This window comes from Oscillospiraceae bacterium (assembly GCA_035380125.1).
Lineage (GTDB): Bacteria > Bacillota > Clostridia > Oscillospirales > JAKOTC01 > DAOPZJ01.
Genome location: DAOSWV010000010.1, coordinates 40,755 through 66,703, shown reverse-complemented (window position 1 = coordinate 66,703; position 25,949 = coordinate 40,755). Strand labels below are relative to the sequence as shown.

26 protein-coding genes are annotated in these 25,949 nt (G+C 48.1%); 10 read left to right on the top strand and 16 right to left on the bottom strand.

All coding sequences use genetic code 11. The features are described 5' to 3' along the window. Positions 1–5: 5 nt before the first annotated feature. Positions 6–1,073: a sialidase family protein gene (locus PK629_05335; protein ID HOP10896.1), complete on the bottom strand. Its 1,068-nt coding sequence runs from the start codon at positions 1,071–1,073 to the stop codon at positions 6–8. A 440-nt stretch (positions 1,074–1,513) separates the two neighbouring features. Here PK629_05335 and PK629_05330 point away from each other — a divergent pair, with 440 nt between their 5' ends. Next, on the top strand, positions 1,514–2,212 hold the full coding sequence (locus PK629_05330; GenBank protein ID HOP10895.1) for an AraC family transcriptional regulator: 699 nt from the start codon (positions 1,514–1,516) through the stop codon (positions 2,210–2,212). Positions 2,213–2,426: 214 nt separating this feature from the next. On the opposite strand, the gene PK629_05325 is transcribed toward PK629_05330, so the two are convergent. The 13 genes from PK629_05325 to PK629_05265 all read right to left on the bottom strand — a co-directional run bounded on the left by PK629_05325 (position 2,427) and on the right by PK629_05265 (position 17,719). Next, positions 2,427–2,918 (bottom strand): isochorismatase family cysteine hydrolase, encoded by a 492-nt coding sequence (locus PK629_05325; GenBank protein HOP10894.1) that lies wholly within the window; start codon positions 2,916–2,918, stop codon positions 2,427–2,429. Positions 2,919–3,149: 231 nt separating this feature from the next. Beyond that, complete coding sequence (locus tag PK629_05320; GenBank protein HOP10893.1) at positions 3,150–3,737, bottom strand: histidine phosphatase family protein; 588 nt, start codon at positions 3,735–3,737, stop codon at positions 3,150–3,152. Between the two features lie 151 nt (positions 3,738–3,888). Further along, a complete protein-coding gene (locus tag PK629_05315; GenBank protein HOP10892.1) occupies positions 3,889–4,350 on the bottom strand; it encodes a hypothetical protein in 462 nt (153 codons plus the stop codon). Between the two features lie 405 nt (positions 4,351–4,755). Further along, positions 4,756–5,808 carry a hypothetical protein gene (locus PK629_05310; protein ID HOP10891.1) on the bottom strand — a complete coding sequence of 351 codons (1,053 nt, stop codon included), beginning with the start codon at positions 5,806–5,808 and terminating at the stop codon, positions 4,756–4,758. 75 nt (positions 5,809–5,883) lie between these two features. Further along, on the bottom strand, positions 5,884–7,248 hold the full coding sequence (gene rlmD / locus PK629_05305; GenBank protein ID HOP10890.1) for a 23S rRNA (uracil(1939)-C(5))-methyltransferase RlmD: 1,365 nt from the start codon (positions 7,246–7,248) through the stop codon (positions 5,884–5,886). 4 nt (positions 7,249–7,252) lie between these two features. Then, positions 7,253–8,317 (bottom strand): bifunctional glycosyltransferase family 2/GtrA family protein, encoded by a 1,065-nt coding sequence (locus PK629_05300; protein ID HOP10889.1) that lies wholly within the window; start codon positions 8,315–8,317, stop codon positions 7,253–7,255. A gap of 1 nt (position 8,318) precedes the next feature. Beyond that, entirely contained in the window at positions 8,319–9,161 is an 843-nt protein-coding gene (locus PK629_05295) for a GNAT family N-acetyltransferase (GenBank protein HOP10888.1), read from the bottom strand. Beyond that, positions 9,158–9,967, bottom strand: coding sequence for a sugar phosphate isomerase/epimerase (locus PK629_05290; protein HOP10887.1), 810 nt, complete (start codon positions 9,965–9,967; stop codon positions 9,158–9,160). The genes PK629_05295 and PK629_05290 overlap by 4 nt, the downstream gene beginning before the upstream one ends. Positions 9,968–10,087: 120 nt before the next feature. Continuing rightward, positions 10,088–11,761 (bottom strand): AMP-binding protein, encoded by a 1,674-nt coding sequence (locus tag PK629_05285; protein ID HOP10886.1) that lies wholly within the window; start codon positions 11,759–11,761, stop codon positions 10,088–10,090. Positions 11,762–12,308: 547 nt separating this feature from the next. Further along, entirely contained in the window at positions 12,309–13,391 is a 1,083-nt protein-coding gene (locus PK629_05280; GenBank protein ID HOP10885.1) for a glycosyl hydrolase family 28 protein, read from the bottom strand. Between the two features lie 27 nt (positions 13,392–13,418). Beyond that, positions 13,419–14,900, bottom strand: a complete 1,482-nt coding sequence (gene putP, locus PK629_05275) for a sodium/proline symporter PutP (protein ID HOP10884.1) — start codon at positions 14,898–14,900, stop codon at positions 13,419–13,421. A 148-nt stretch (positions 14,901–15,048) separates the two neighbouring features. Continuing rightward, complete coding sequence (locus PK629_05270; GenBank protein HOP10883.1) at positions 15,049–16,296, bottom strand: serpin family protein; 1,248 nt, start codon at positions 16,294–16,296, stop codon at positions 15,049–15,051. Between the two features lie 172 nt (positions 16,297–16,468). Beyond that, complete coding sequence (locus tag PK629_05265; protein ID HOP10882.1) at positions 16,469–17,719, bottom strand: serpin family protein; 1,251 nt, start codon at positions 17,717–17,719, stop codon at positions 16,469–16,471. 186 nt (positions 17,720–17,905) lie between these two features. Here PK629_05265 and PK629_05260 point away from each other — a divergent pair, with 186 nt between their 5' ends. The 8 genes from PK629_05260 (at position 17,906) to PK629_05225 (ending at position 24,508) form a co-directional block, all read left to right on the top strand. Further along, complete coding sequence (locus tag PK629_05260; protein ID HOP10881.1) at positions 17,906–18,766, top strand: YitT family protein; 861 nt, start codon at positions 17,906–17,908, stop codon at positions 18,764–18,766. 176 nt (positions 18,767–18,942) lie between these two features. Next, entirely contained in the window at positions 18,943–19,668 is a 726-nt protein-coding gene (locus PK629_05255) for a thioesterase (GenBank protein ID HOP10880.1), read from the top strand. A gap of 31 nt (positions 19,669–19,699) precedes the next feature. Continuing rightward, positions 19,700–19,981 carry a hypothetical protein gene (locus PK629_05250; protein ID HOP10879.1) on the top strand — a complete coding sequence of 94 codons (282 nt, stop codon included), beginning with the start codon at positions 19,700–19,702 and terminating at the stop codon, positions 19,979–19,981. A gap of 31 nt (positions 19,982–20,012) precedes the next feature. Then, complete coding sequence (locus PK629_05245; protein ID HOP10878.1) at positions 20,013–21,389, top strand: hypothetical protein; 1,377 nt, start codon at positions 20,013–20,015, stop codon at positions 21,387–21,389. A 164-nt stretch (positions 21,390–21,553) separates the two neighbouring features. Further along, entirely contained in the window at positions 21,554–22,732 is a 1,179-nt protein-coding gene (locus tag PK629_05240) for a glycosyltransferase (protein ID HOP10877.1), read from the top strand. Next, positions 22,729–23,502 carry a lysophospholipid acyltransferase family protein gene (locus PK629_05235; protein ID HOP10876.1) on the top strand — a complete coding sequence of 258 codons (774 nt, stop codon included), beginning with the start codon at positions 22,729–22,731 and terminating at the stop codon, positions 23,500–23,502. The genes PK629_05240 and PK629_05235 overlap by 4 nt, the downstream gene beginning before the upstream one ends. Positions 23,503–23,521: 19 nt before the next feature. Next, positions 23,522–23,959, top strand: coding sequence for a DUF3842 family protein (locus PK629_05230; GenBank protein HOP10875.1), 438 nt, complete (start codon positions 23,522–23,524; stop codon positions 23,957–23,959). 24 nt (positions 23,960–23,983) lie between these two features. Beyond that, positions 23,984–24,508: an acyltransferase gene (locus tag PK629_05225; GenBank protein HOP10874.1), complete on the top strand. Its 525-nt coding sequence runs from the start codon at positions 23,984–23,986 to the stop codon at positions 24,506–24,508. A 65-nt stretch (positions 24,509–24,573) separates the two neighbouring features. Here the strand turns inward: PK629_05225 and PK629_05220 are convergent, their stop codons facing one another. Beyond that, positions 24,574–24,873, bottom strand: coding sequence for a hypothetical protein (locus tag PK629_05220; GenBank protein ID HOP10873.1), 300 nt, complete (start codon positions 24,871–24,873; stop codon positions 24,574–24,576). 167 nt (positions 24,874–25,040) lie between these two features. Next, positions 25,041–25,349 (bottom strand): hypothetical protein, encoded by a 309-nt coding sequence (locus PK629_05215; GenBank protein ID HOP10872.1) that lies wholly within the window; start codon positions 25,347–25,349, stop codon positions 25,041–25,043. Positions 25,350–25,717: 368 nt separating this feature from the next. Between PK629_05215 and PK629_05210 the strand changes: the two genes are divergently transcribed. Next, the coding region (locus PK629_05210) for a hypothetical protein (protein ID HOP10871.1) at positions 25,718–25,949 on the top strand (232 nt) is incomplete at its 3' end.

The window sequence follows — 25,949 nt, the reverse complement described above, 5'->3', positions numbered from 1 at the left end:
TTTCATTATCTCCTAACAATCTCAAGCGTTCTGTGAATCACGTCCACTTGAGAATTTTCCCCCGGCTTAGAGTCCGCGTTTCTGCACAGCTCAGAATACTGTATCAGCAGAAAATTCCTTCCGGCGTCATTCAGCGGCAGATTGTTTGAATAGTAGCAGCCTCCGCTCTTATCACCTGCGAGCGAAGCTTCGCTCCAGGTGCAGCCGTCGGCTGAAAAATAGAAAACAAAGCCATTTGCGTTCTCTCCGCGTCCGTGCAGGACATAAACGCCGTCAATCAGCGCGGTCTGAGGATTGCGGATCCCTCGGTTTAAATAGCATGGTTCGACATTTTCCCATGTTTTTCCCAAGTCGGAGCTTACGGCGTGGTCCATATGCCGTTCGTCGTTCACATTGTAGGCATAAGCGTGAAGAATACCGTTGCCGTCGTACAGAATCGAACCGTAGCCCCTGCCGATTCCGTCGATGGGAAGCTCGGTTTCGCAGAAATCCACGCCGTTGTTTTCACTGATAAATACGGAATACTTGTGCTTTGGTCCGCTTCCGATGAAATGCTCATTCTTGAATTCAAGGAAAATAACTTTGTCTTGGACAGTCAGAGCGTCATAAATTCTGCCGGGATAAGGCGATATCTCAAACGGCTTTCCCCAGGTTTCACCGCCGTCGCGGCTGCGAACCGCCATCGGTGTAAGCCACGGCTCGCAGCAGACAGGTTCAAGCATCGTGTTTCGCAGACAAAAAGCCAGAATACTGCCGTCCCCGCAGGTTACCGTTTTCTCGACCGAAACGGTGAAAACACCGTCAAGGAAAGCCTCACGCGAAAACGGAAGCACGCGGGCCTCGGAATAGGTTTTTCCGCGGTCTTCCGATATACGGTATTCGACAAATCCGTAGGCCGAGTGTCCGGCTGCGCGTACTGCGGAGCAGCTCGAATTGAAATCGATGAATTTTCCCTCAGCGAATTCGGTCATCGCGTGCGTCATGTGTCCGCTTCTCCGACGTGCCAAGTTATCCACATAGACTTCCGGATCGGAGAGTCTGATCACATAATCCTTATAATCAATACTCAACATAAATTATGTCCCTTTCATATTTTGCCTCTTTTTTTCGCAGAACCGGTCTGCGTGATTTTATTATAGCATCACAATCGCCTGATGATAATTAATAATCGGCAGTAATAATATAATAAATTGCACATTTACACGATCGAACGCCGTTGACACCATGACAATAAAATAGTTTAATATTATTGCGGTAATCAATAATTTTACCGCAATAATACTAAAAATCGGGAGACTGAGATGTCATGGAGAGTAATATCAAAAATGTCATTTACATCAATTCCATAGAATTTGACGATATAACCGATAAATTCGATTATGCGGAATATAAAAACGCGGATTCCATGCTTACCGTCACGCACAGGTACGACGGAATAAGCGAGAAGCATCTGCAGAACTCCCTTCACGCGCACAGCTACTACGAATTTGAACTTGTGTACGGAGGAATGGGCGTGCAAATTCTGAAGAAAACCTCATTCAGTATGTCTCGCGGCTGCGCGTACCTCAGAACGCCGAACAACCTCCACACCACGCATCAGGATGAAAACAACAAATTAAAATCGTATAATATACGCTTCTCGGTGGATTTTATACCAAAGGATTTGGCCGCGAACCTCATGGCGGAAGACAACGCTCTCTACGTGAAATTTGACGAAAATGAGCTTGGGGCGCTGATTGAAAAAATCAAGTGTCTCGCTTCCGAAATTAAAAACTCGGATTTTTATTCTCCCTCCGTTCTTTCCGCTGTTTTCTGTGAAATATTAGTCGCTTTTATCCGGAAATATCATTTGACTGCCGGCAGAAATGTAAACTACAGCCGCCATGTACAAGGCATAATAAATTATATAAACAGCAATTATCGCAAGAAACTCAGCGTAAGCGAGCTGGCTGGGATTTTTCATCTTAATCCGCATTACATGGGCAGCCTGTTTATTCGTGAGGCAGGACGAAGCATTTCGGAGTATATTCTTGAGCTGCGCTTGATTCTATCCGTTCAGCTTCTCATGAGTTCCTCCCTGTCAGTCAGTGAAATCGCGTTCGAGTGCGGCTTTAACACGCCTGCCTATTTCATCGTCAAATTCCGAGAGCGATATGGAGCGCCGCCAAAAAAATACATGAGCCTGTACTCCCGCCAAGCCCCAAAAAGCTAAAACATCTTTCCTGTACACTCGCGAACCGCCGACATCTAAATCGCTCTGTTACAAGGGTTAAGGTTTGTTTCGATATGTTCCCACGAAGCAAAAAATCACATGGCGGGAACAACGCGAACAGTAACCACGCAGGACGCACAACATTGATCGATAAACGAACAAAAGCGGCGGGCGTTTTTTGCCCGCCGCGCAATGCGGTTCATATGGAAAGGACTTAAACTAAAAGGTCATTCAAAGAAATAATTTTACTGCCTTTGCTTTCATAATAACGCAGCATTTCGTCAATTTTCCTTTTATCATAACTGGTAATGCAATCCGACAGGACGCTAACGCCGTAATTCGCTGTGCATAAGTTGTAACAGGTTGATTTCACACAAGCGACAGCATCCGCTCCCGCTATGTAAAAATCTCCTATTTCATTTTTGCGAATAAAGTCTGCAAATTCTTTGCTGGTTAATGCGTTTCCTTTATATTTTGTAAAAACATTTTTCGACACCATTTTCAGGTCCGGCACGAATTCGGATCCAACTGTATTGGGTTTAAAAGTCCTCGTGCCGTCTGATAAATTTTCATGTCTGATATAAACAACATGAATATCATGACTGACCGCCCAATCGATCGCCTGATTGATATTGCCGATCACATCTTTATAATTCTTAGTGATGTCATTTTGAATATCGATGATTACTAAGGCCTTTTTCTGCATAATGTCTCCTCCTGATCTATAAATAGATTTTTTACTTTTTTATTGTACCTTGTAATTGTTGACAACATTATGTCAACAATCTATCGGAATAAAAAGAAATTATGAGAGCGTTTGTCGATATGTTATTTACCTTTTCTTTGTATAACATGTCTATACCTTCTCCATCACCGCGACGGTTTCCACTTGCCAAAAACTTCAGGTCGCGGGCCAACATTGTTCCTAAAAGTAAGTTTACACTTCGCAGATTTCCCATATACCTTGTTCTTTTTTAAGTTTAATTAACGCAGTGTGTCTTATGGGTATTTGTTTTCCCTTATTCGTGTAAACAGTATTGTTTATCTGGTGCAAAATTATATTGATTACACCGGAATGTGTTACAATTAGTACATTCTCTTTCATATCACAGATTTCATAAGTTAATAAACGCCAGGCTTCACACACTCTCTCAAAAAATTCTTTTGGGCTTTCGCCGTTTGGATAACACTCTTCCCATTCAAGAGTATTCCAATATAAGCCGGGATACTTTTGGTTTGCTATATCGTTATCCATGCCGGCAAGATCACCATTGTTGGCTTCACGAAATTGTTTCAACGCAGTGATTGGCAGATTTAAAACGGCGGCAATTGGTTCGGCTGTTTGTACAGCCCGCGGCAAATCACTTGAATAAATGTGTTTAATATTATACTGTAGTTTATTATGAGAGATATCTGCAGCAAGGCGCAGGGCTTGTTTTTTACCTTCGCTTGTCAGCCCCGACTCACTCCAGCCACCGCGAATCGTATCATCATCTTTGCCGTGTCTTACTAAATAACATATCAAAGGAATCAACTCCTTAAAGCTTTATGCCTTTGCCATCACCGCAACCGTCTCAACGTGCATCGTCCTCGGGAACATATCGACCAGAACCATTCGTGCTCTAGACGCACGACCTGAAATTTTTCTTTGAACAATACAGTTCAACCCCTTTTGCTTATTGTCCTTGTAATCCTGTATATCCGCCAAAACCTTTAATTACATTTTTTATATCGTTAATAGCTGACTTTATGAATGTTTGATCTGTTGACATCTCAAAGTCCAACTTGGTGCTTACGGCCGGATTTTCACGAAATGTGCCATTAATTACTGCATGTCCTAAACTGGTCATCTCTAGTGTGAATTCCAAATCGCGTTCATATAAATGCCTATATTCCGCTTCCCCTTTTAAATCCTGATAACATTTCTCCAGACCCTCTAAAAACCTATAAATTACACCTGTGGCAAAAATAAAATTATCATATCTAACAAAGTAGCATCCAATGTTTATATTGAGAATTCCCTTAACATCATATCCACCTTCTATAGATGTATTAGGAAAGTCCAATATCTCGGTAATAATCAATTCTATTTTGGCATTATCTCCATTCAAACAAAAAGCTTTTATAGGTAAATCCATTACTATACCTCTATAAAATAAATCTTAAGTACTTAATGTAAATATTGAATTACAAGGGCAATCAATGACAAACATCGATTAAAGAAATAGTCATAATAACGAATATCAGTAATATCTATTTTATCGGTTTTATGGTGAAACAGTTTTTTGCGCGCGCTCATATGTCACCTCAAAATTCAATATGGCGAAGTTCTTTTTTATTGTACCTCACCACGGCGACCGCGTCAAATTATATAATCTTACCCCTAAAAATAATCATCAATGTCATATTTTGTGAGGAACTACATGTTTAAATTTAAAATAGATATTTCTTTAACTATATAATCTTTTTATATAGTTTTCTTACCTTCCACGACTCAGTTCTCCTTTTAATTTACTCTCAGTTGTTAAAGAATCCAGCCATCCTTATTGATCATCTAACTTTTTTAAAATAATTCGATTTAATTCTATCGCTCTTCTTTCACATTCTTGATGAGATCTTTTAAAATCAGAGGATACTCTATCAAACGAATAATTAATATTCTGTAATAGATTAATTTGTGTTTGATATGTCTGTTTACCTAAAATTGAAATACTACTCTCGTAATTAATACCGCAGACTGGAATATTAATATTTTCTACTTTTAATTTCCTATTTGCAACATCATAGATAAAAGGATATCCAATACCATTATCATAATCTAAACACTTTTCGCGTACATAAGGTTTATCATATAAACTCGAAAGGCATTGCTCTTCAGAAAAAGGATAAAACATGGGTTGAAATATCTGAATTCCCGGTTCAAAATTATATCCTCTAATGAGCGGAAGCATCACTCGTTCAATACCTGGTTGTACATCTATAAATAATTTCCCTGATTCATCAATATGAAAACAATCCGGAAAAGGAAACCCGATCCGTCTTGAGAATAAATAATCAAATGAAATATTAAAAAGAAAATAATTATTAACCCTTAGTGCAAAACAACAAGGAGTCAATTGAAATACAAAACTGTCAGTTCCTATAAAATTAATTCCTTCATCTCTTTTTAAAAATCTATAAATAATCACCATCCTATCCCTTTTCCCCAATCTTTCTTGTATGAAAAAGTGTGGTGATATAGATAAAGGGTTTTTATTAAGTGAATAAAACAGTAACCACAAACCAATACGGACCTTGTCAAGCCAATCCAATAAAACACTCATATTACTTACGGTTAAAGAATTATTTTCTACCAGCTCCAAAATGACTTTTTTTGCATTTGCTTCAAGTTCACTAAATTTATTATTGCAAATATTACAAGCCGGAAGAGTTAATTGATTAAATGAAAAAATCCTCTCCTCCTTTTTATCAAAGTCTAAACCAACTCTGATATTTCTATTTAAATCTCCTGTGTACTCAATCAACCATTTTGGTATTATATGTTCTTTTGTTTTGTCAATAGGGCTTTCCCCACAGAAAGCGCAATATTTCCCCATTTTCAGCCTTCCTTTAATTTTAATATTAAGCTATTTCGGCGTTGCTGCAATCACATCTTCAAGCAGTAAATACTCTCAAATGCCAAATGCTTTTTTATTACTCCCCATCACCGCAACGGTTTCAACGTGCATCGTCCTCGGAAACATGTCGACCGGAACCGCTTTTTGAAGCGCATACCCGTTTTCGGCTAAAAACTTCAGGTCACGGGCGAGCGTCGCGCTGTCGCAGCTGACCATCACAATGCGCTCGGGCGCAAACCGGCAGATGGCCTCCAGCGTCGCTTTGCCGCACCCCTTTCGCGGTGGGTCGGTGATGACCACGTCGGGCTTGAGGTCGGTTTGTGCAATCACTAAATCCGCATCCCCGCAAATAAATTCCGCATTAATGATGTGATTCTTCTCGGCGTTTTGACGTGCGTTCTCGACCGCTTCGGGCACGATTTCAACCCCGACGATCTTTTTTGCATTTTTCGCCATCGAAAGCCCGATCGTTCCGGTGCCGCAGTATAAATCCAGCACCGTCTCTTTGCCCGTCAGCCCCGCATACTCTGCCGCCTTTTGATACAGCGCCTGCGCGGCCTCGCGATTGACCTGATAAAACGACTGCGGCGAGATGTCGAATTCCAGTCCGCACAGTGTGTCGGTCAGCGCCGGAGCGCCCAACAGCAGCTTGGTCTCATCCCCCAAAATCACGTTGGTATCGGCCTTGTTGACGTTGAGCCACACGCTCTTAACCTGCGAAAACTTTTCGGTCAGTTTGGCAACCAGCGCGCGGGAGTTTTGCAGAAAGTTACCGTTGACCACCAGACACACCCCGACGCTGCCGTCCGCCGTTCCGCGCAGATAAATATGCCGCAGATAGCCCTTTTTGGTGGTCTCGTCATACGGCTCAATTCCGTTTTTGTCGCAGAACACGCAGATTTCGGCGGTGATTTCAGAAAAAACCTCTGGTTGTAATAAACAGTCGGCAATCGGAATCACATTGTGGGTATGCTTTGAAAACAAGCCCGCCGCGACCTTGCCGTCGATTTTACATACCGGAAACTGCGCCTTATTGCGATAGCGGTTCGGCTCTTTGGAGATGATCGGCTCGAATATAAACTTGTCCGCGTCGAACCCACCCAGCCGCATCAGGTTTTGCAGCACTTTATTTTGTTTATATTTTAACTCGGCCTCGTAGGTCATATTGCGCAGCGAACACCCGCCGCACCGCCCGAACACCGGACAGTCGCTTTGGATGCGGTCTTTCGACGGCGCAATGATTTTTTCAAGCCGCCCGACCGCGTAATTTTTGGCGAGCTTGATAAACTTCACTTCCGCTGTGTCGCCCGGAATCGCGTTCGGCACGAAAACCGCCATTCCGTTATACCGTCCGATACCGTGCCCTTCCTCTGTCAAATCAGTGATCTCCAGTTGTACAATCTCGTTTTTAGTCGGCATTTTTCTATTTTTCCTCCACGCGGTGTTTTTTTCGGAATATCACTTTGTTCTGCACAAAATAGTTGACGAAAAATAAAATTCCGTCGGTAATCGGCTTAGCGATCCAAAGCGGCCCCGGCATAATGATGGTCGTCAAATCGAGAAGCAAATAGCTTGCAGCCATCAAAATCCCCGCGAGCAAATAAAACTGCACTGCATGCATAAAAGCGTTGCCCTTGCTTCGGAACACCACAAAACGGTTGAGCGTAAAACTGTAAGTCGAACTGCACGCACGGGCGGCGACAACGGTAAATACCAGTGACACACGCTCCGGCCAGCTGCCCGTGAGTGTGCGAAACCATAATACCAGTCCGTAATCCAGCAAAAACGCCGTGAAAGAGATCGAGGTGAATTTCAACAGTTTGGCGTAGATCAATATCGAGTCGCGGATCACATGGAAGTGGATAAAGGTCTTGCGGCCCGTATAGTCGATCTCGGTCGGAACCTCTGCAAACGGGATTTTCTGCTCGCAGGCCCACAGCAGCACGTTGGTCTCATATTCGTACCGCATGCCCTCGATTTCCGAAAGCGCCTCGAGATATTTTCGCGGAAAGCCCCGCAGCCCGCTCTGAGTGTCGGATACCTTCACACCGGTTTTGGAACGGAATACCCACCTGGTCACGGCGTTGCCGAACCGAATCAGTCCCGGCACCCGTTTATTGAAGTTCCGGCACCCGAGAATAATCTTGTCCTCATTTTTGCGCAGCGCTTTCGCCACCCGCAGAATATCCTCGAGCCGGTGCTTTTCGTCGGCGTCGGCGGTCACGCAGCCGCTGCAGGCGATCTCATGGTCGACAATATAACGCAGCGCCGTTTTTAACGCGGCGCCTTTTCCCTTGTTCTTTTCATGCCTTAAAATGACCGCTGTTTTCGGCAGCCGTTTAAATTCCTGTTGATAATCTTCATGACTGCCGTCGTCGACCACCACGACCAAATACCCGTCTCTGGCCGTCAAACGTCTCACCAGATCGTGAAAGACAGCGGGCGGGTCATAGGCAGGAATGACGATGACGGTCGGCAGTTTTTCCATCTCAAATCATCTTTTCCATCATGAACTGCCGGGCATAAAGCCGCAGTCCGCTTGCACTCCAAAACGCCGAAGCGGATTCGTCGTCCTGGTCGATGTTATTGACTGTGACCTTGCCGAAGCGCTCCCAAACATATTTGACCAATGCCGTCGCAAAACCTCTGCGCCGGTATTCGGGCCGCACCCAGAGTTGGTGAATCAACCCCCTGGTGCGGTGAAAAACAACATATGCCGCGATATTGCCCTTTTCGGTGATGTAGGCGACCTCGACGTTAGCTGCATTGCGCAGAATGGCCGCGTCGCTGTTCTCCCATGAAGGCAGCCAGTCACGCGGGAACTCTCGCAGTTCCTCAGTGAAATCGGAAACGGGAACCACTATGACCCCGTGTTTTGCGTCGGCTCGCAGTTTCGGCATACCGGTATAGCAAAAGAAATTGCGGGTGATGGCAAGCCCGAGTTTTTCATAGATATGAATGGCCCGCTCGTTAGATTGAAGCACCTCAAGCGTATATTTTTGAATACCATTTTCAGCCAGTTCGGTCATCGCTGTGTTTGCGATCCGATAAATCAGCCCCTGCCCGCGATATTCGGGAATAATTCCTGTAGCCGCGTCGAAAGCCGCATTCACACCGCCGTAGTCGTCCGCAGAGTTGACCATAAACCCGACCAACCGACCACCGTCAAACGCGCCGTAAGAGAGATCGTAACGCACGCCGGATGCCGCGAACCGCTCGCTCAAATAAGCGGGTGTCGCGGTAAAAGGCAGTTCATAATCGGAAAATGCGGCATTAAAGGCGTCCGTAACCGCCTCAATCGGGACGTCGGCCAGCGGCCTGATTTCGATCATGCTTCCTCGAAAATATAGCTCATAAAGCTGGCAAAGTGCGCAAACACAATGCCCGGTTCCTGCAGATAGGGGTTATAGCGCTTGAGCCACTCCAGCGATATATAACCCTCGTAACCGATTTTTTTGAGCGCTGCGACCGCGTCGGTGATCGGCACGTCTCCATAACCCATCATCTTGTAGACGATCGCGCCGTCGGTCATCACCGAATCCTTGATATGGGTGTGACGAATATATTTGCCGATATTCTGCACCGTCTGTTCGGGCGTCTCGCCGAAAAAGCGGTAGGGGTGGTGAATATCCCATAGAACCCCGCTGCCGGCGTGATTGACTTTTTGCATAAATTTCGCCAGCAGCTTGGAATCGCCAAAGACGCCGTTGGTCTCCATTAACGGGGACACGTTTTTCGCGGCGCCGTAATCGCACAATTCGCGGTATTGCTTTTCGCAGAGTTCGAGATCGGCGTGCGTCGGCTCGGCTTTCGGGCTGACCATCACGCGGATATAGCTGGTGCCGAGTTTCGCCGCAAGATCGATATAGGCCTTGGCCTCGATCATCGCCGCCTGTGCGATGTCGGCGACGCCGAGCGCTGCGGTCGAGTCGAGTACCGGAAATTCCATCTTGGCGTCGGACATCCGCTTTTTGGTGCTCTCGATCTCTTCGGATGCAAAAATCGGGATATCGGGCGCAAAAATCACATCGCCCATCCCCCGGATCTCAATGCCCTGAATGCCCAAATCCTTCGCGACCGCGAAAATTTCATCGAATGTCCAACCGGGGCAGCCGGCAGTGGTGAATGATAGTTTCATAAATATAATCATCCTTTCATATAAATCGGGATGTTTGCCCGGGTTTTAGCAAATTGATTTCTATTGCGCCTTGCTTAATATAAAACGCGGAATGGTCAAGACCATTCCCTACGAATATCATCAAGCGGTTTCGATGCCCGCCGCATCCTCGAGGTGGTAGATCTTAACTGCCATCTCACGAAGTTTAAACTTCTGAATCTTGTCGCTTGCCGTCATCGGGAACTCCTTGACAAAGGCGACGTGCGCCGGGGTCTTGTGTCGGGCCATGCTCTTCGTAACGGCATTTTTGACGTCTTCTTCGGTCAGGGTTTTGCCCTCCTTTAAAACGATAAATGCCATGATCTCTTCGCCGTATTTCTTGCTCGGGATGCCGACGACTTGCACGTCGCTGACCTCAGGTAAGTGGTACAAAAAGTCCTCGATCTCTTTGGGGTAAATATTCTCGCCGCCGCGGATAATCATGTCCTTCAGGCGGCCTGTGATTTTATAATAACCGTCCTCGTCGACCATGGCGATGTCTCCGGTGTGCAGCCAGCCGTCCTTGTCAATGGCTTGGCGTGTGGCCTCGGGCATCTTGTAGTAACCCTTCATGATATGATAGCCGCGCGAGCAAAATTCACCGGGTTTTCCCGGGCCGAGGGTCTCGCCGGTCTCGGTGTCGACAATCTTGTTCTCGCAGCCGGGCAGGTCGCGGCCGACCGTGGCAACGCGGCGCTCAATCGTATCGTCGGTCGTGGACATGGTGCAGCCGGGGCTGGCTTCTGTCTGGCCAAAGACGATCGTAATATCGCGCATACCCATTTTATCGATCACATCCTGCATGGTCTTGATCGGACACGGCGATCCGGCCATAATGCCGGTGCGCAGATGGGAGAAATTATATTTAGAAAAATCGGGATGCTCCAGCATCGCAATAAACATCGTCGGAACGCCGTGAACGGCGGTGCATTTTTGGTTGTCGAGGGTTCGCATGACCTTTTCGGCGTTGAACATATCGACCGGCACCATCGTCGAAGCGTGGGAGATGCAGGCCATCATCGCCAGCACCATGCCAAAACAGTGAAACAGCGGCACCGTGATGCACAACCGGTCGTTTTCGGTAAATTTCATGTTGTCGCCGATAAAGCGCCCGTTATTTAATATGTTCTTATGCGTCAGCATGACCCCTTTCGGGAATCCTGTCGTGCCGCTGGTGTACTGCATATTGATAACCTCGTCGGCATTGAGCTGTTCCGCCAGCGCCGAGAGCATCTCGGGCGGGGTCTCTTTTGCCCGCTCGTATAATACGTTAAAATTCAGCATCCCCGCCGGGGTCTTTTCGCCGACGTAAAGGATGTTTTTCAAACAGGGCAGCATCGGCAGCTTCAGCCGCTCGGGATTTTGGTTCGCAAGCATGGGGCAGAGCTCATTGACGATATCGACGTAGCTGTTGGATTTCCAGCCGTCGATCATCACCAGCACCTTGGAATCGGACTGGCGCAGCAGATATTCCAACTCAAAAACCTTATAAGCGGTGTTTACCGTGACCAGCACCGCGCCGATTTTAATAGTGGCGTAAAAAGTCAGCAGCCATTCGGGCACATTGGTTGCCCAGACGGCAACATGGTCGCCCTTGCCGACACCGAGTTCAAGCAGTCCGCGTGCGATCACGTCGCATTCATCGTTGAATTCCTTCCAGGTTCTGCGGTAGGGCACATCGTTATAGACCACGGCCTCACGGTCGGGATAATCACGCGCCAGTTCATCCAAGCGCTGACCGATCGTTTTATTCCAAAGCTCTTTGTTTCCGCTCATAAAAACCTCCGAAACTGTCAATATTTAATATTATAACGAAAGAACGCTTCTTGTCAAATAAAAGCGGGTGAGAACCCGCTGTCAAACGCGTCATAGAATATGTTGTTCGCAAGCCCGATAGCGCGCGGCAGGTAGAACCTGCGGTCAATACGCGATATATAATCTGCTGATTTTATAACTTCGTAGCCGCGGCGGCGAGACGCCGCTGTCATTACGCGTCATAGAATCTGCGTTCACTTCGCCACATAGCCGCGTTGCCACACTCGGTGTTTATTCCGTAAGGACGATTCGCAATCGCCCGCATCGCAACTGTAGGGGCGCACCTGCGTGTGCGCCCGCATAAACCGTGTACGTGTCGGCGTCAAAGCCGTCCCGAAGGACGGCATGACGACCCGGCGGACATCAGTCCGCGGAAAAATTGTCATCCCTATCAATGCTAACTTGCATTACAGGGATAAAAAATCTTTAGGAAACCATACGCCCTCAATAGCGTTAAGGACGCCGACCCCTACGGAACTATCTCACGGGCGCACACACAGGTGCGCCCCTACAAATTGCGTTTAATCGGCAGATACGGGAACGACCCTAAAAACCGGCAGCCCTCGCCGTATTGATGCAAATCGGACAACAGCAAATTATCGATATTGACGTTGGTCGAAACACAGGTGTCGGCAATGGAGTGAATCCCGCGTACCGTAATGTCGCGCAGGGTCCCCGGCTTATCATAGATACCCGCATACAGAAACACTGTCGCCGGATAAGGGTCGTCGCGGCAGGTATCGCGGACATTCTCGATCATGATGTTGTAAATGCAGGTGTCGGACAGCGCCAAACAGATGATGTTGTGATACCGACCGCCCGCTGTGATATCCCGAATCACGATGTCGTGACAATCCAACTCCCGCAGTGAAAGCTGATCATACAAGCATTTCGCAGGTGTAAACGGATATAAATAATTACGGAACGGAAATTCAAACCACAACAGCCCGGACTGCACCGCCACGGTATCGTCGGAGGTCACACCCTTGATCCGCTCGACCAAAATATCATGGCAGCCGGACAGAAAATGTACGCCGTCCCCGTTTTTAATCGTCGAAAAGATCGAGAGGTCATGCACATATACGTCACTCGATAGGTCGATGGTGATACACCAACAGCGGGTTTTGACAAAGGTCAGCCCCGCGATTTCGAGGTTTTTGGCATTGCAGAACATCATCTGATACGTCCGCCAGCCCCAAAAGTCGCCGGTCATATCCTGTTCTTGTTCCAACACCGTGTGAAAACCCCTGCGGTTTTTATCGCAGCCCTCAATCACAGCCTTTCCGCGCCCTATAATCTTCACATTTTCCAGCGGTGCGACATCCTGCGCATCCCCAAACGGCTTCTCGGAATCAATCTTGATATTCGCCCCGCGAAACACGTTGTCAAACGCCCCGTCGGCCTGCTTGATTGTGCAGTCGTCGACCAGAATCGTCATATCCGAACCGACTTCAATCGCCCGCGAAATCACAAAATCCCGTCCGCGAAAAACCACCGTGCTGTTTTTCTGCCGTTTGGCCTCAGCAAAGCAGGCGGTGATACGCTCATCGTCGTTTATCCCCGGGAACTCATTTACGAAAAACGTTTTCATATTCGTCCTTCCACAGGAAGTAAGGAATTATTCCTCGCTGGCGTCGAGTACGGTGTAAATCTTTTCAGCCGCGTCGCGGGTCTCTTTTTTGCTCAGCATTGTGCCGGCAACGGCGCAGATACAGCCTACGATAAATCCGGGTGCGAGTTCATAGATACCCGTCGAGCCGGAGAGGAAAAGCAGCCATAAAACGTCGGTCAGCGCACCGCCGATGATACCGGCGACAGCGCCTTTTGCGGTGAACTTCTTCCAGCCTAACGAGAGCAGGATCACCGGGCCGAATGCCGAACCGAAACCGGCCCAGGCGTTCTCGACGAGGTCCATGATGTCGCCGCTGTTGGGATTTACCGCAATCAAAAATGCCACAACGGTGATCAGCGCGACCACGCCGCGTCCGACCCAGAGCATTTCTTTATTGCCCGCTTTTTTGCGGAAAATCGGTTTATAGACGTCGCTTGTAAACGCCGAAGCCGAGACCAGCAGCTGGCTGTCAGCGGTACTCATGGAAGCGGCGAGAATGGCGGAAAGCAATATACCGGCCAAGAATGCAGGGAACAGTGACCGCACCATGTTGATAAAGACCAAGCTAGATTGATCGGCAGGCAAATCGGACAGATAAATCCGTCCGACCAACGCCACGGCGACCGCGGCGCAAAGGCCCAGTGTTGTCCAGATCACTGCAATCCACTTGGACTTTTTGACCATCTTCTGTTCCTTGATGGACATAAAGCGCACCAGAATGTGCGGCATTCCGAAATAGCCGAGGCCCCAAGCGAGTCCCGATATGATCGTACTGATTCCGTTCCAGTCCAGTTTTCCCCCGGGGATCAGATTCCAATAATTTTCCGCCACCTGAACGGTTCCGAAAGCGGCGTTTGCATCCATGGCTCCGAGTGCGACAATCGGCGTGATCAATAGTGCCGCAAGCATCAGCATGCCCTGAATAAAGTCCGTCCAGCACACCGCGGCAAAACCGCCCAAAAAGGTATACAGCAAAATAATACCGGCAGCGACGGCTGTTGCAACTTCATAATCAATACCCAAAACAGAGTTAAACAGCATACCGCAGGCCTTAAAACTGGAGGCCGCATACACCGCATAACATACCAAAAACACAATTGCCGGAATGATTTGCAGCAGACGATGTTCGCTTTTAAAACGATTGGTCAGATACTGCGGAATGGTAATGGAGTCGTTGGCCGCCTTAGAAAATCTGCGTAGCCGGGGCGCGGTAAACTGCCAGTTCAAAAAAGTACCGATCAAAAGCCCGATCGCAATCCAAACCTTTCCCATGCCGTAGGCCAAAATCGAACCGGGCAAGCCCATCAGCAGCCAAGCCGACATATCCGAAGCCGAGGCCGACAATGCCGCCACCCAGCTGCCCATCTTTCTGCCGCCCAGAAAATAATCCTTTTCGTCGCCGCCGCGGGTCTTGAAAAACATCCAAACCCCAATGCCGACCACAATTAAAAAATAGAGAATAAATGCGCCTAATTCCGCGTAATTCATGTCCTGCCTCCGTTATGATTTTGTATAAAAATCCGTGTAACGTGCATATTATATCAAATCGCACACGAAAACGCAAGAATGGATCCCACCTTTTCATATAAAAAATCCGCCTCCGGTTTTAACCGAAGGCAGGTTTGTCAACGCCCTTTTATTTGATACCAAGTACGGTGCCGATAAAGATCGGAAGATTCGTCGCGTTATCGATAATCATATACACAAACGGCCGGTCCAGTTTTACTGTACGGCTTGGCCCTGCGGCGGTGGTAAAAGAAAATGAAAATGTCACCGCTATAGCTTTTGTGCCGTTTTCATCCACCTCAATATGGGTCTTTTGCAGTACTTCATCAAGCCATATACTCCCGTATGATGAGGTGCCGAGTTTTGAAAAGTCGGCGGTTTCGGCATCAAACGCAGCCGTCATACCGAGCGCTTTGAGCGCATCGTTCATTGTTATCGCATAGTCATTCGTGAATTTCGGCATTTCCACATTCACTCCCCGACCGCTTTTGTTTGTGAGTGTTGTGACCAGCCCCTCACCGGTCAGAGATGCGATGTAATCATCAATTGAAACACCCTCGTTTGGCAACAGCGCTGCGAAACTGTATTTCCCGTCTTTGTAATTTTTTATAAAACCCGTAGCCATGCCGTCGTCGAGATAAAAATTTTCTTCTGAGCTCATCATCTCAACGTTCTGCACGGTCCCGTCATAAGCGCAGAATTCATCCTCTTTAACGTCTTTTTTACTGTATTTCGTCTCCCATTTCGCGTCAAATACCACTGCGTTGATCAGGCAACATACCGCATTGGGATTAAATTCATCAATCCCCTTATCAATCATATGATCTGTATTTTTTCTGACCCAGTTATTGATATCAGACAACGTTTGGTTATTGAACGGTGCCATATAAACCGCCGTGTCGTAATAATCGGCGTTTGTTTGCAAAAAATCAGGATTCACCTCAAAAGAATCATCGTCTTTCAGCCAGATCGAGTTGGCGATTTCGAACTTATATTTTTCATCCGAGGGCAGGTTTTGTATATAGGTATACAGATACTCGTTTAGTTCTTCTAGCGGAATATCTCCGCCGAGTAAGGTTTCCATCTCCGCTTTGGTCTGCGTGTCGGCTCCGTTGGCGGTCATCGCCAGCGCCAGCATCACCGACAGCGGCGATATCAGAGAATTTTCACCCTGCGTCACGGTCTTTTTAAAGAGTTCCACGGCAAAATTCGCTGAAGATGAAATGAACGCATCATCAACCGTTTTCCCCACAACCGGCTGTTGATTGACACCTTCCATCAAATCCTTCGCGGCGATTCGCACACATCCTGCACTGTTCAAAAGCAAAACCGCTGCTATAAAGAAGCACAAGAAAACGCGTATGCCGGCTTTTCTCATAAAATCCTCCTCCACATTTGACGTTTTGATCTGTCAGAATAATGTTATTTTACATCTTTTCCCTCCGAAAAGCAATTCCCGGACAAAAAGCCCCCGCCTCCGGTTAAACCGGAGGCGGGGGCTATATCAAAAGCGGTTTCGCTTCGAGTGAAACCCGAGGCATCTCGCCGCTTTAGCCGACGCTCAGCAGCGTGCCGATAAAGATCGGCAGGTTGGTGGCGTTATCCACAATCACATAGACAAACGGACGATCCAGCGTGATGGTGTGATCATACATCGGGATGGAAGTCAGTTTCATGCCGACTTCGGTAACCGCCCCGGCTCTGGTGCCCAGTTCGGTGACCTCGATATAGGTTTTGTGCACAACCTCACCGATAAACAGATTGCCTACGGGCGAAGTACCCATTTTCGAAAAATCCGCGCCGCCGGTAAACGCGGTCGGCATACCGAGCGCCGCAAGCGCGTCGTTCATCTTGATTTTATATTCATAGCTGAATTTCGGCAGCTGCGCCCGTACGCTGGACTGCTCTACATTGGCAAGTGTGGCAATAAGGCCTTCGCCGGTCAGCGATGCGACATACTCATCGATCGAGACACCCTCGTTCGGCAGCAGCGCGGCAAAACTGTATTTTCCGCCGGCATAGTTTTTGACAAAGCCTGTCGCCATGCCGTCGTCGAGATACAAATGCTCATCCGAACCCATCATCTTGACGTTCTGTGCGGAATCGTCATAAGCGTTAAACGTCCCGTCGTTCACGTCGCCCTCTTCATACGGGGTCTGCCACTCGGCGTCAAACAGCACCGCATTGATCAGATACATCACCATATCGGGATCGATTTGATCTAAAATCTTATCGATCATGCCGTCGGTGTTGTTTTTGACCCAGTCATTGATGTCAGCCAGCGTCTGATCGTCAAACGGCGCTTTATAAGCTGCGGCATCATAATAATCCGCGTTTACCTGCAAAAAGTCGGGATTGACTTCCAGTGAGCCGTCGTCCTTGATCCAGATAGAGTTGGCAATGCCGAGTTTATATTTGTCATCCGTAGGCAAATTTTTGACATAGGTATACAGATACTCGTTCAAATCTTCGACCGACATTCCCGCACCGAGTACGGCTTCCATCTCAGTCTTGGTCTGAGCGTTCGCGCCGTTGGCCGTCATCGCCAGCGCCAGCATCACCGAAAGCGGCGAGACCAGCGAATTCTCGCCCTGCGTTATGGTCTTTTTAAACAGTTCCACGGCAAAATTCGCCGAGGACGAAACAAAAGCCTCATCGGCTGCTTTACCGGTAACAGCCTGCCCGTTGACACCCTCCATCAGGTCGGCGGCCGCCACTTGAATGCCGCAGCCCGCCGCATTAAAAACCAAAAGTACGGTCATCAGCAGGCACAGTAACATGCCCGGAATGGATTTCTTCATAAATTGTTTACCTCCTCATGCGCGTTTGTTGTCTGACGCGCTTTGATAATAAGACAGGTTAATTTTGAAAATTGTTACAGCAAATCCTGACAATTTGTTGAATTCGGAAATGTTGTGTTTTGGCAAACACGGTGTTATACTATTTCATGCAAAATATACGTCTGTAAGCAAAGGGCGGGTATGCACATGAAAAAACCGATTACAAAAGAGATCGTCAACGACTATTTGATCTGTACGGTGGGTGCGTTGGTGATGGCTGTGGGCATCTACTTTTTCAAATTCCCAAACAATTTTTCCATCGGCGGTGTCAGCGGTCTCTCGATCATCCTCAGCAACTATTTTCACCTGTCCTCAGCGTCGGTAATCACGGCAGTCATTAATATCGCCCTGCTGATATTCGGCTTTATTTTTCTCGGACGCGACTGCGGCGCTAAGACGGTGCTGGGAACGGTGGTGTTTTCGGGTGCGCTGATCGTACTGGAGAAACTCGTTCCGCTCACAGGCCCGCTGACCGACCAACCGTTCATGGAGCTGTTTTTCGCAGTCGGCGTCCCGGCGGTCGGCACCGCTATGCTGTTTAACCGCAACGGCAGCACCGGCGGCACCGACATCGTTGCGATGATTTTGCGCAAATACTCTTCCATGAACATCGGTGCGGCCCTGCTTGTCAGCGACACGATCATCACCCTCGGCTCGTTTTTATTCGGTATCAAGGTCGGACTTTTCGCCATCCTGGGCCTGCTGATGAAATCGCTGGTCGTCGACGGCGTGATCGAGAGCATCAACCAGTGCAAATGTTTTCAGATCATCACCGACGAACCCGAGGAAATCGGAAAGTTTATCAATACCACCATACACCGCAGTGCCACGATCATCGAGGCCAAAGGCGCCTATACCCAACAAAAGAAATATCTCGTCATCGCCGTAATGAAGCGCTATCAAGCGGTACAGCTGCGGCGATATCTCAAAACCAACCACCCCGAGACCTTTATGATGATCATGAACTCCAGTGAAATCGTCGGCAAGGGCTTCCGCGGCACCACTTAACATTTCTACGTGTAAAATGTAGGGGCGGATATCATCCGCCCGAAAATACAATCGCCAAAATGGAGACATAAAAGATATAATTATGTTGCTGTCTCTATACAAAATGCTTCCTGCGGTTTGAACGGGCGGATGATATCCGCCCCTGCCGATTAAATACACTCAAAGGACATCAAAAAATGCGAGAACAAGACATCCGTTACGAACTCTATTTGGCCGGAAACGATTTCGACCAAAACGGTCAACTAAAGCCCTCGACCTGCCCGAATCTGACCCAGCAAGTCGTCGAGCGGCACCTCCAAAAATTCGAGATGGGCACTCATGATCTGCTTGAAGCGGGACTCGGCTGGGTGCTGATCGGCTACACTGCGGTGTTTGACGAACCCATCAAATCCTGTATCCCGTTGACCGCACGCACTTGGCATTCCGGCAAAAAAGGTCCTTATTACCGCCGCGAAACGGCCTTTTATGATGAAAACGGCAAGCGCCGGATCGGCGTCTCGACCTTCTCGGTGATGCTCGACATGAACACCCGCAGCATCGCCCGCCACTATGCCCTGCCCGGTACGCTTGACGAATGCACCGAATTTCTAGTGCCCAACGCCAAACCCGCCGCGACAGCAGCCGAAAGCTATACCCCGGTCGAGACCTTTACCGTGCGCAACAGCCAAGTCGATGCGCTCGGCCATTTGAATAACGCCCGTTATGCCGACTTTGCTTTCGACGTGATGACCGACGAAGAACGCGCCAAGACCCTGCGGCGGCTCGAAATCACCTTTTACAGCGAACTGCGGCGCAACGACACTTTTACGCTCCTTGCACACCGTGAATCCGACCGCCTGCTTTTCCGCGGTGAGAACGAAGAAGGCAAAAAGGCGTTCGATCTGGCGCTGTTTGTTGAATAAACCCGATTTTATAAAAAGGTAGGTCTTTAAATTGCCTGAAGTTTTTGAATTGATCATGGTTCTCTGTTTCGGGGTCTCCTGGCCGGTATCGATCGCAAAATCGTGGAAATGCCGCACCGCAAAGGGGAAAAGCCCGATTTTTTTGGTTTTTATCATCATCGGTTATCTCAGCGGCATCGTCTGGAAGCTGCTCTCGAACAATATCACCTACGTCTTTTGGTTCTATGTGCTCAATCTGCTGATGGTGGCGGTTGATCTTTGCCTGTATTTCCGCAACGCCCGGCTCGACCGCCTTGCGGCGGAACAGGCATAAAAACCGACAGACTGTTCTTAAAGGAGGCACCATGAAACAGATCTATTTTTTCGATGATTTCCTGATCCGACGCAGCAAAGAGATCAAACAGGTATTTCATACCCCCCAGTGGATGCCGGAGCATTTATATATCGACCAAACGAGTTATTACGGCACCGGTTATTCCAGCATTGTCCCGGCGCCGAACGGCGGATATTATCTGTATTCAATCACCCTCACCAGTAAGGACGAGGAGACCTCCACGGTGGTTGCGCTGGCCCACAGTACAGACGGTCTTCACTGGGTTCCGGTGGACTTAAAAGATAAAGCGGCTTCCACGGGAAAACATCATATCAACTTCGGGAAAATCATTCCGGGCGGCATCTTTGTAATGTATGATCCCGAGGACCCCGATCCCGCAAGGCGGTATAAGATGACCAATTCGCCTTTCGACCCCTCCAAATCTTTTGCCGACCGTCCGCCCTGCATTCTCTATTATTCTTCTGACGGCTTGGTTTGGACGCCCGACCCCGAGCATCATCTTCTGCCAAGCAACAGTGATACCATGCTGAATATGATTAAAAACCCCTATACCGGCAATTATCAGGTCACTCTGCGGCGCAGATGGGGCGAGCGCCGCGTGCATTTGGTGGAGAGCGGCGATTTGAAAGAATGGACGCCGCCCCGGGTGATCCTACACCCCGAGCCGACGGACCCCGCCGGAACGCATTTCTACGGCATGCCGCAGTTTCCGTACGGCGACATGTTTGCGGGCTTTCTGTGGAAACTGAAGATGCCCTACAACAAAAACATGGACGGGCCCGTCACCACCGAGCTGACTTATTCCTACGATGGTTCCTGCTGGAACCGCACGCACTTTGACGTGATGCCCCTGCGGGAACTCGGAACCCACGGCGGCGGTTCGATTTACGGCGCGGCGATGCTGGATACCGGAGACAAGGTTTTGGTGTATGCCATGGCCGGACTGGAACAGCATCACCGGGTATTTGAGGCGATGAAGGCCAAGCGCCATTACTCCGGACTGCTGCCCGGATGGATCCGCAAAGAGGGGCTGGTCGGAATGGCGGCCGATTCGGGACAGGGTGAAATTACCACCGAATTGTTAAAGTTGCGTAACCCCAACTTGACAGTGAACATTAACGCACCGTTCGGCGGTGTCCGATTTCAGCTTGCCGACGAAAATTTAAAACCGCTTGACGGATATACCTATGAAGACAGCGAAGAAATCATCGGCGATCATCTTGCCGCGCCACTCCGCTGGAAAAACCGTCCCGATCTGAGCGATGCAATCAAACAGCAGCCCCTTTTCCGACTGATGATTCGAATGGAGCAGGCCGAACTTTTCGCCATTCACGGGGATTTTGTATTTACCACCAATCCGTTTGCACCTCTTTATGAGAATATGTGATATTTGAATAGAGCCATCAAACCGCTTTGCGGTTAAATCAGCATAAAATTTCTCCTTTTCCCGTATTAATAGTGTCCGCAAAACGGCTTAAAACCGAAAACTTGCTATTTTTGACCCGACGTGGTACCATGTTGTCAATGCAATTTTAAAAGGGGGAGAAGCTGTTGAAAATCCTGCTTGTGATCGACCAATTTTACGATGCAAACAACGGCATGACCATTTCGGCCAGACGTTTTGCCAAAGTGCTCGCAGACCACGGACATGAGATTCGGATTGTCAGCACCGGCAGATCCCGCGATCCCCTTCTCTATGCGGATTCCTACAGCGTTCCGAAACAATACATACCCTTTTTCGATAAACTCGTAGCCCAGCAGGGCATGACCTTTGCCAAGCCCGACGACGATATTTTGGAACAGGCAATCGCCTGGGCCGATCTGGTGCATTTTCTTGTGCCGTTTATGTTGTCCCGCCACGGCATCATGATCGCCAAAGAACTCGGCGTGCCCTACACCGCGGCATTCCACTGCCAGCCGGAAAACGTCACCGCCTCCATTTATCTCGATAAATTTAAAAGCATCAACAAGCTGCTCTATCTGTGGTTCAATCATTATTTTTATCAATATTGCGATCATATCCATTGCCCCAGTCAATTCATCGCCGACGAACTGCGCAAGACCGGTTATCAATCGCAGCTGCATGTCATATCAAACGGTATTGACCCGGATTTCGTGGGTATGCGCAAAATAGCAAAACCACCCGAGCTTCAGGATAAATTCATTATTTTATCAATCGGCAGGTTTTCCCGTGAAAAGCGGCAGGATCTCTTGATCAAAGCCGTCAAAATCAACCGGCACGCCGGTCAAATTCAAATTATCCTCGCGGGACAGGGTCCCAAACGCGATCAGCTTGAAAAATTGGGCACATCGTTGCCCAATCCCCCGATCATCAAATTCTATTCCAAGCCCGAATTACTCGATGTCATCGCGATGAGCGATTTATATGTGCACGCGGCCAGCGCAGAAATTGAGGCCATGTCGTGCATGGAGGCTTTCGCAGGCGGTCTCGTGCCGGTCATCGCCGGCAGCGAAAAGAGCGCCACACCCCAGTTTGCATTGGATGAACGCTCCCTGTTCGCCGCCGGCAGTCCCGAAGACCTCTCAAATAAAATCGATTATTGGTACAATCACCCGGAAGAACGGAAGAAAATGAGCAAAAAATACGCATTTCTCGGTGAAAAATATAATCTTGAGACCTGCGTCTTTAAAGCCGAAGAGATGTTCTATCAGGCCGTCAGAGAGGCAGCGCACGAAATCATACCCATTAAAGAGGCGAGCGGGAAATGACGGATCCGAATTTACGCAAAGAAGAAGCGGACGAACACGTCCTTCACCTCCCGGAGCCATTCTCTTTTGCGGTCAAATCCGATTACGATTATTTGCGTGACCGATGGGATAAACGCTTCGTCTCTTTTTTACTGCGCGTCATCGCTATCTTGGTACTGGTTCCGTTTAACTTTGTGGCCTTGGGATTTCGCGTCTACGGCCGCAAAAACCTGAAAGTCCTCAAAAAACGCGGAGCGGTCACCATCTGCAACCATATCCACCCGCTCGACTGCACGATGATCTACCTTGCGCTGTGGAACCGTCGCGGTTATTTCGTCACCCTCGACACCAACTTTAAAATCCCGATCGCCCGCCATCTGATCCGCGGATTCGGCGGCGTTCCGATCTCGAAAAACCCCCACCAGATCAAGCAGCTCTTCACTGTGATGGGCGGAGCGCTTACGCGAGGGAATTACGTACAGATTTATCCCGAAGGCGTTTTATACCCTTATTGCCATACCCTTCGAAAATTCCACCCCGGCGCTTTTCGATTGGCAGCCGATAACGGCGTTCCCGTACTTCCGATGATTCTCACGCTCGAACGGCCGCACGGGCTCTTTACCTGGTATAAACGCAGACGCTGCCTGCGGCTTCATATTCTGCCGCCGGTCGAGCCCGATCTCACCCTAGAAAAACGTGAATGTACGGCAAAATTGCAGCAGGATTGCCTTAAGGCGATGAATCAAAAACGCATCGAACGCCGAAGAGCGCAGCGACTGACCAAGACCTAAAAAAGAAAGGATATCCCCCATGACTCGAATCACCGTCATCGACGGCCACGGCGGCAAACTCGGCAGCCAGCTGGTCAAAGCCATTACCGATAAATATCCCGACCTGCCTCTGACAGCAGTCGGCACCAACAGCGCCGCCACCGCCGCAATGCTCAAATGCGGCGCAAAAATCGGCGCCACCGGTGAAAACGCCGTACTCGTCGCCTGCAAAAAATCCGATGTCATCATCGGACCGATCGGTATTGTGATCGCCGATGCGCTTTACGGCGAGGTCACGCCCGCAATGGCCGTCGCCGTCGGTCAGGCCGATGCCGTGCGTATTTTACTGCCGGTCAATAAATGCGATAATCTCATCGCCGGCACCGATAATCTCTCCACCGGCCAAATCCTTTCTGACGCGATGGAAAAACTTTCTGCAGTCCTTAAAACACCGGTTCATACAAATTTTCAACCTTGATTAAATCAGTAAGGAGATAAAGTCATGCGGAAAATAAATCAAACAATCACCCTCATTTATAGAAAGTTTGTAGGAGAACTTCATTGGGCAATTAAAAATGGCCTCATATGCGGCGAAAATGTAACGGTAATGGGCAGGACGACATTCGGCAGTGAACCGTATCTGATTACTTTAAAGGATCATGTACGAATTTCAGAAAACGTCACCTTTATCAATCATGATGGCGGAACATGGGCTTTTCGACATATGAAAAAATATCAAAATATCAAAAAATTTGGGACAATTATCATCGGCGAATATAGTTTTATCGGCGCTTGTTCTGTTATTATGCCGGGCGTAGAAATTGGACAAAACTGTGTGATCGGCGCCGGAAGCATCGTCACAAAATCAATCCCCGACAACACTGTGGTCGCAGGCGTCCCTGCGAGAAAAATTTGTTCAACTGAAGAATACGCGGAAAAATGCGCAAAAAAGATGCCTGATGATTTTGATTTGGAACGATTAAGCCAAAACAAAAAGAAGTATTTAATTGAATACTATATGCAATAAATTATGCGTCATCTTTTCCAAATAAATAGAAAACTCCGCCGCGGCGGGGTCTGTTTTTTTCTCTTTTAAACCGGTGACGTGTCCCTGCTGGTTATAAAGACGATCCCGATGGCACCGGCCAAATTCACGATGGTTATACCGACGGCAAGGAACACCCAACGGCTGCTGATGTTGGAAGTACCGGGAACGCCCATGGCAACCTCCTCGTCTTGGATTGCGACGGTTTCGTCCGCAACCGCACTTACGGTGTTGCCAGTCGTCTCATCACCGGGAGCCACAGCGGTCTTATTTGCAAGCGGATCGCTCAAAAAAATCACAGCGCTGATTAAAACAAATATCACGACCAAAAAGAGTCTGAATTTCATATGATCTCTCATGCCGCATCATCACCTTCTAAATTTCTAAAACCGTTGCTTGCGGTTTACTAGTTTATTATAACGCAAGTCAGTTACATTTCGGTTACATTTTCCATATTTTTTCTCATTTAAAAACAAAAATCATAACATTTATTCTCTAATATCACCAAAACAACTTAATTATGTTCTTCGTGCGTCAGAAAGATCACTGCGATGGCACCGATCAGACTGAAAACGGTGGCCGCTATTCCGATTACGGTCCAGTTGAGTCCGCCTGTTTTTGATTCACCGGGGATCCCCATCGCTGCACCTTCATCATTGATCGTGACTGTATTCTCTTGCGCGGTCGTACTGACGGTATTTCCGATATTAACGGAATTCTCGGCTTTTTCATTTGAAAACGGTGCGTTTAAAAAAATAACGGCGCCTATAAAAAGAATGGCTGTCAAAGCTAAAAATTTTGTTTTACCGAGTGTTTTCGTCATGTTTCCGGTTATCTCCTTTTGCGATAATTAAAAAGCGCTTTAAACGATTGACACTTTTATTATAACATCAACCGGTTACATCAAGGTTACATATTTATAAATCGGAATGAAATGATAGTCTCACATGTTATTTTATTAGTTTTTGTTACATTCATATTCCGCTTACATCTCGGCTGTTTCTGTAGTAATTTAAAAAGACCTCCGCCGAAGCGGAGGCCTTTTGCTTTAAAATATTTTATGCATTTTCCTTCTTGGAGAAGATCACAATCGCCAGAATACCAAGCATGCTTGCTACCGCTAAAACGGGCGCGATATCCAGAAAATCAAATCCGGTGTTCGGGATATCCAACGGGGGATCATTGTCTTCGATGCTGACGACCGAAGGTGTGCTCGAGGCACGGCTCGGAGTACTGCTCATTGTATTGGGAACGCTGCTGGAAATTACAATACTCGGAACACTGCTCGGGGTGCTGCTGGGAACACTGCTTTCCTCACTGCTGCTCGGGGTGCTGCTGGGAACACTGCTTTCCTCGCTGCTGCTCGGAGTGCTGCTGGGAACACTGCTTTCCTCACTGCTGCTCGGGGTGCTGCTGGGAACAC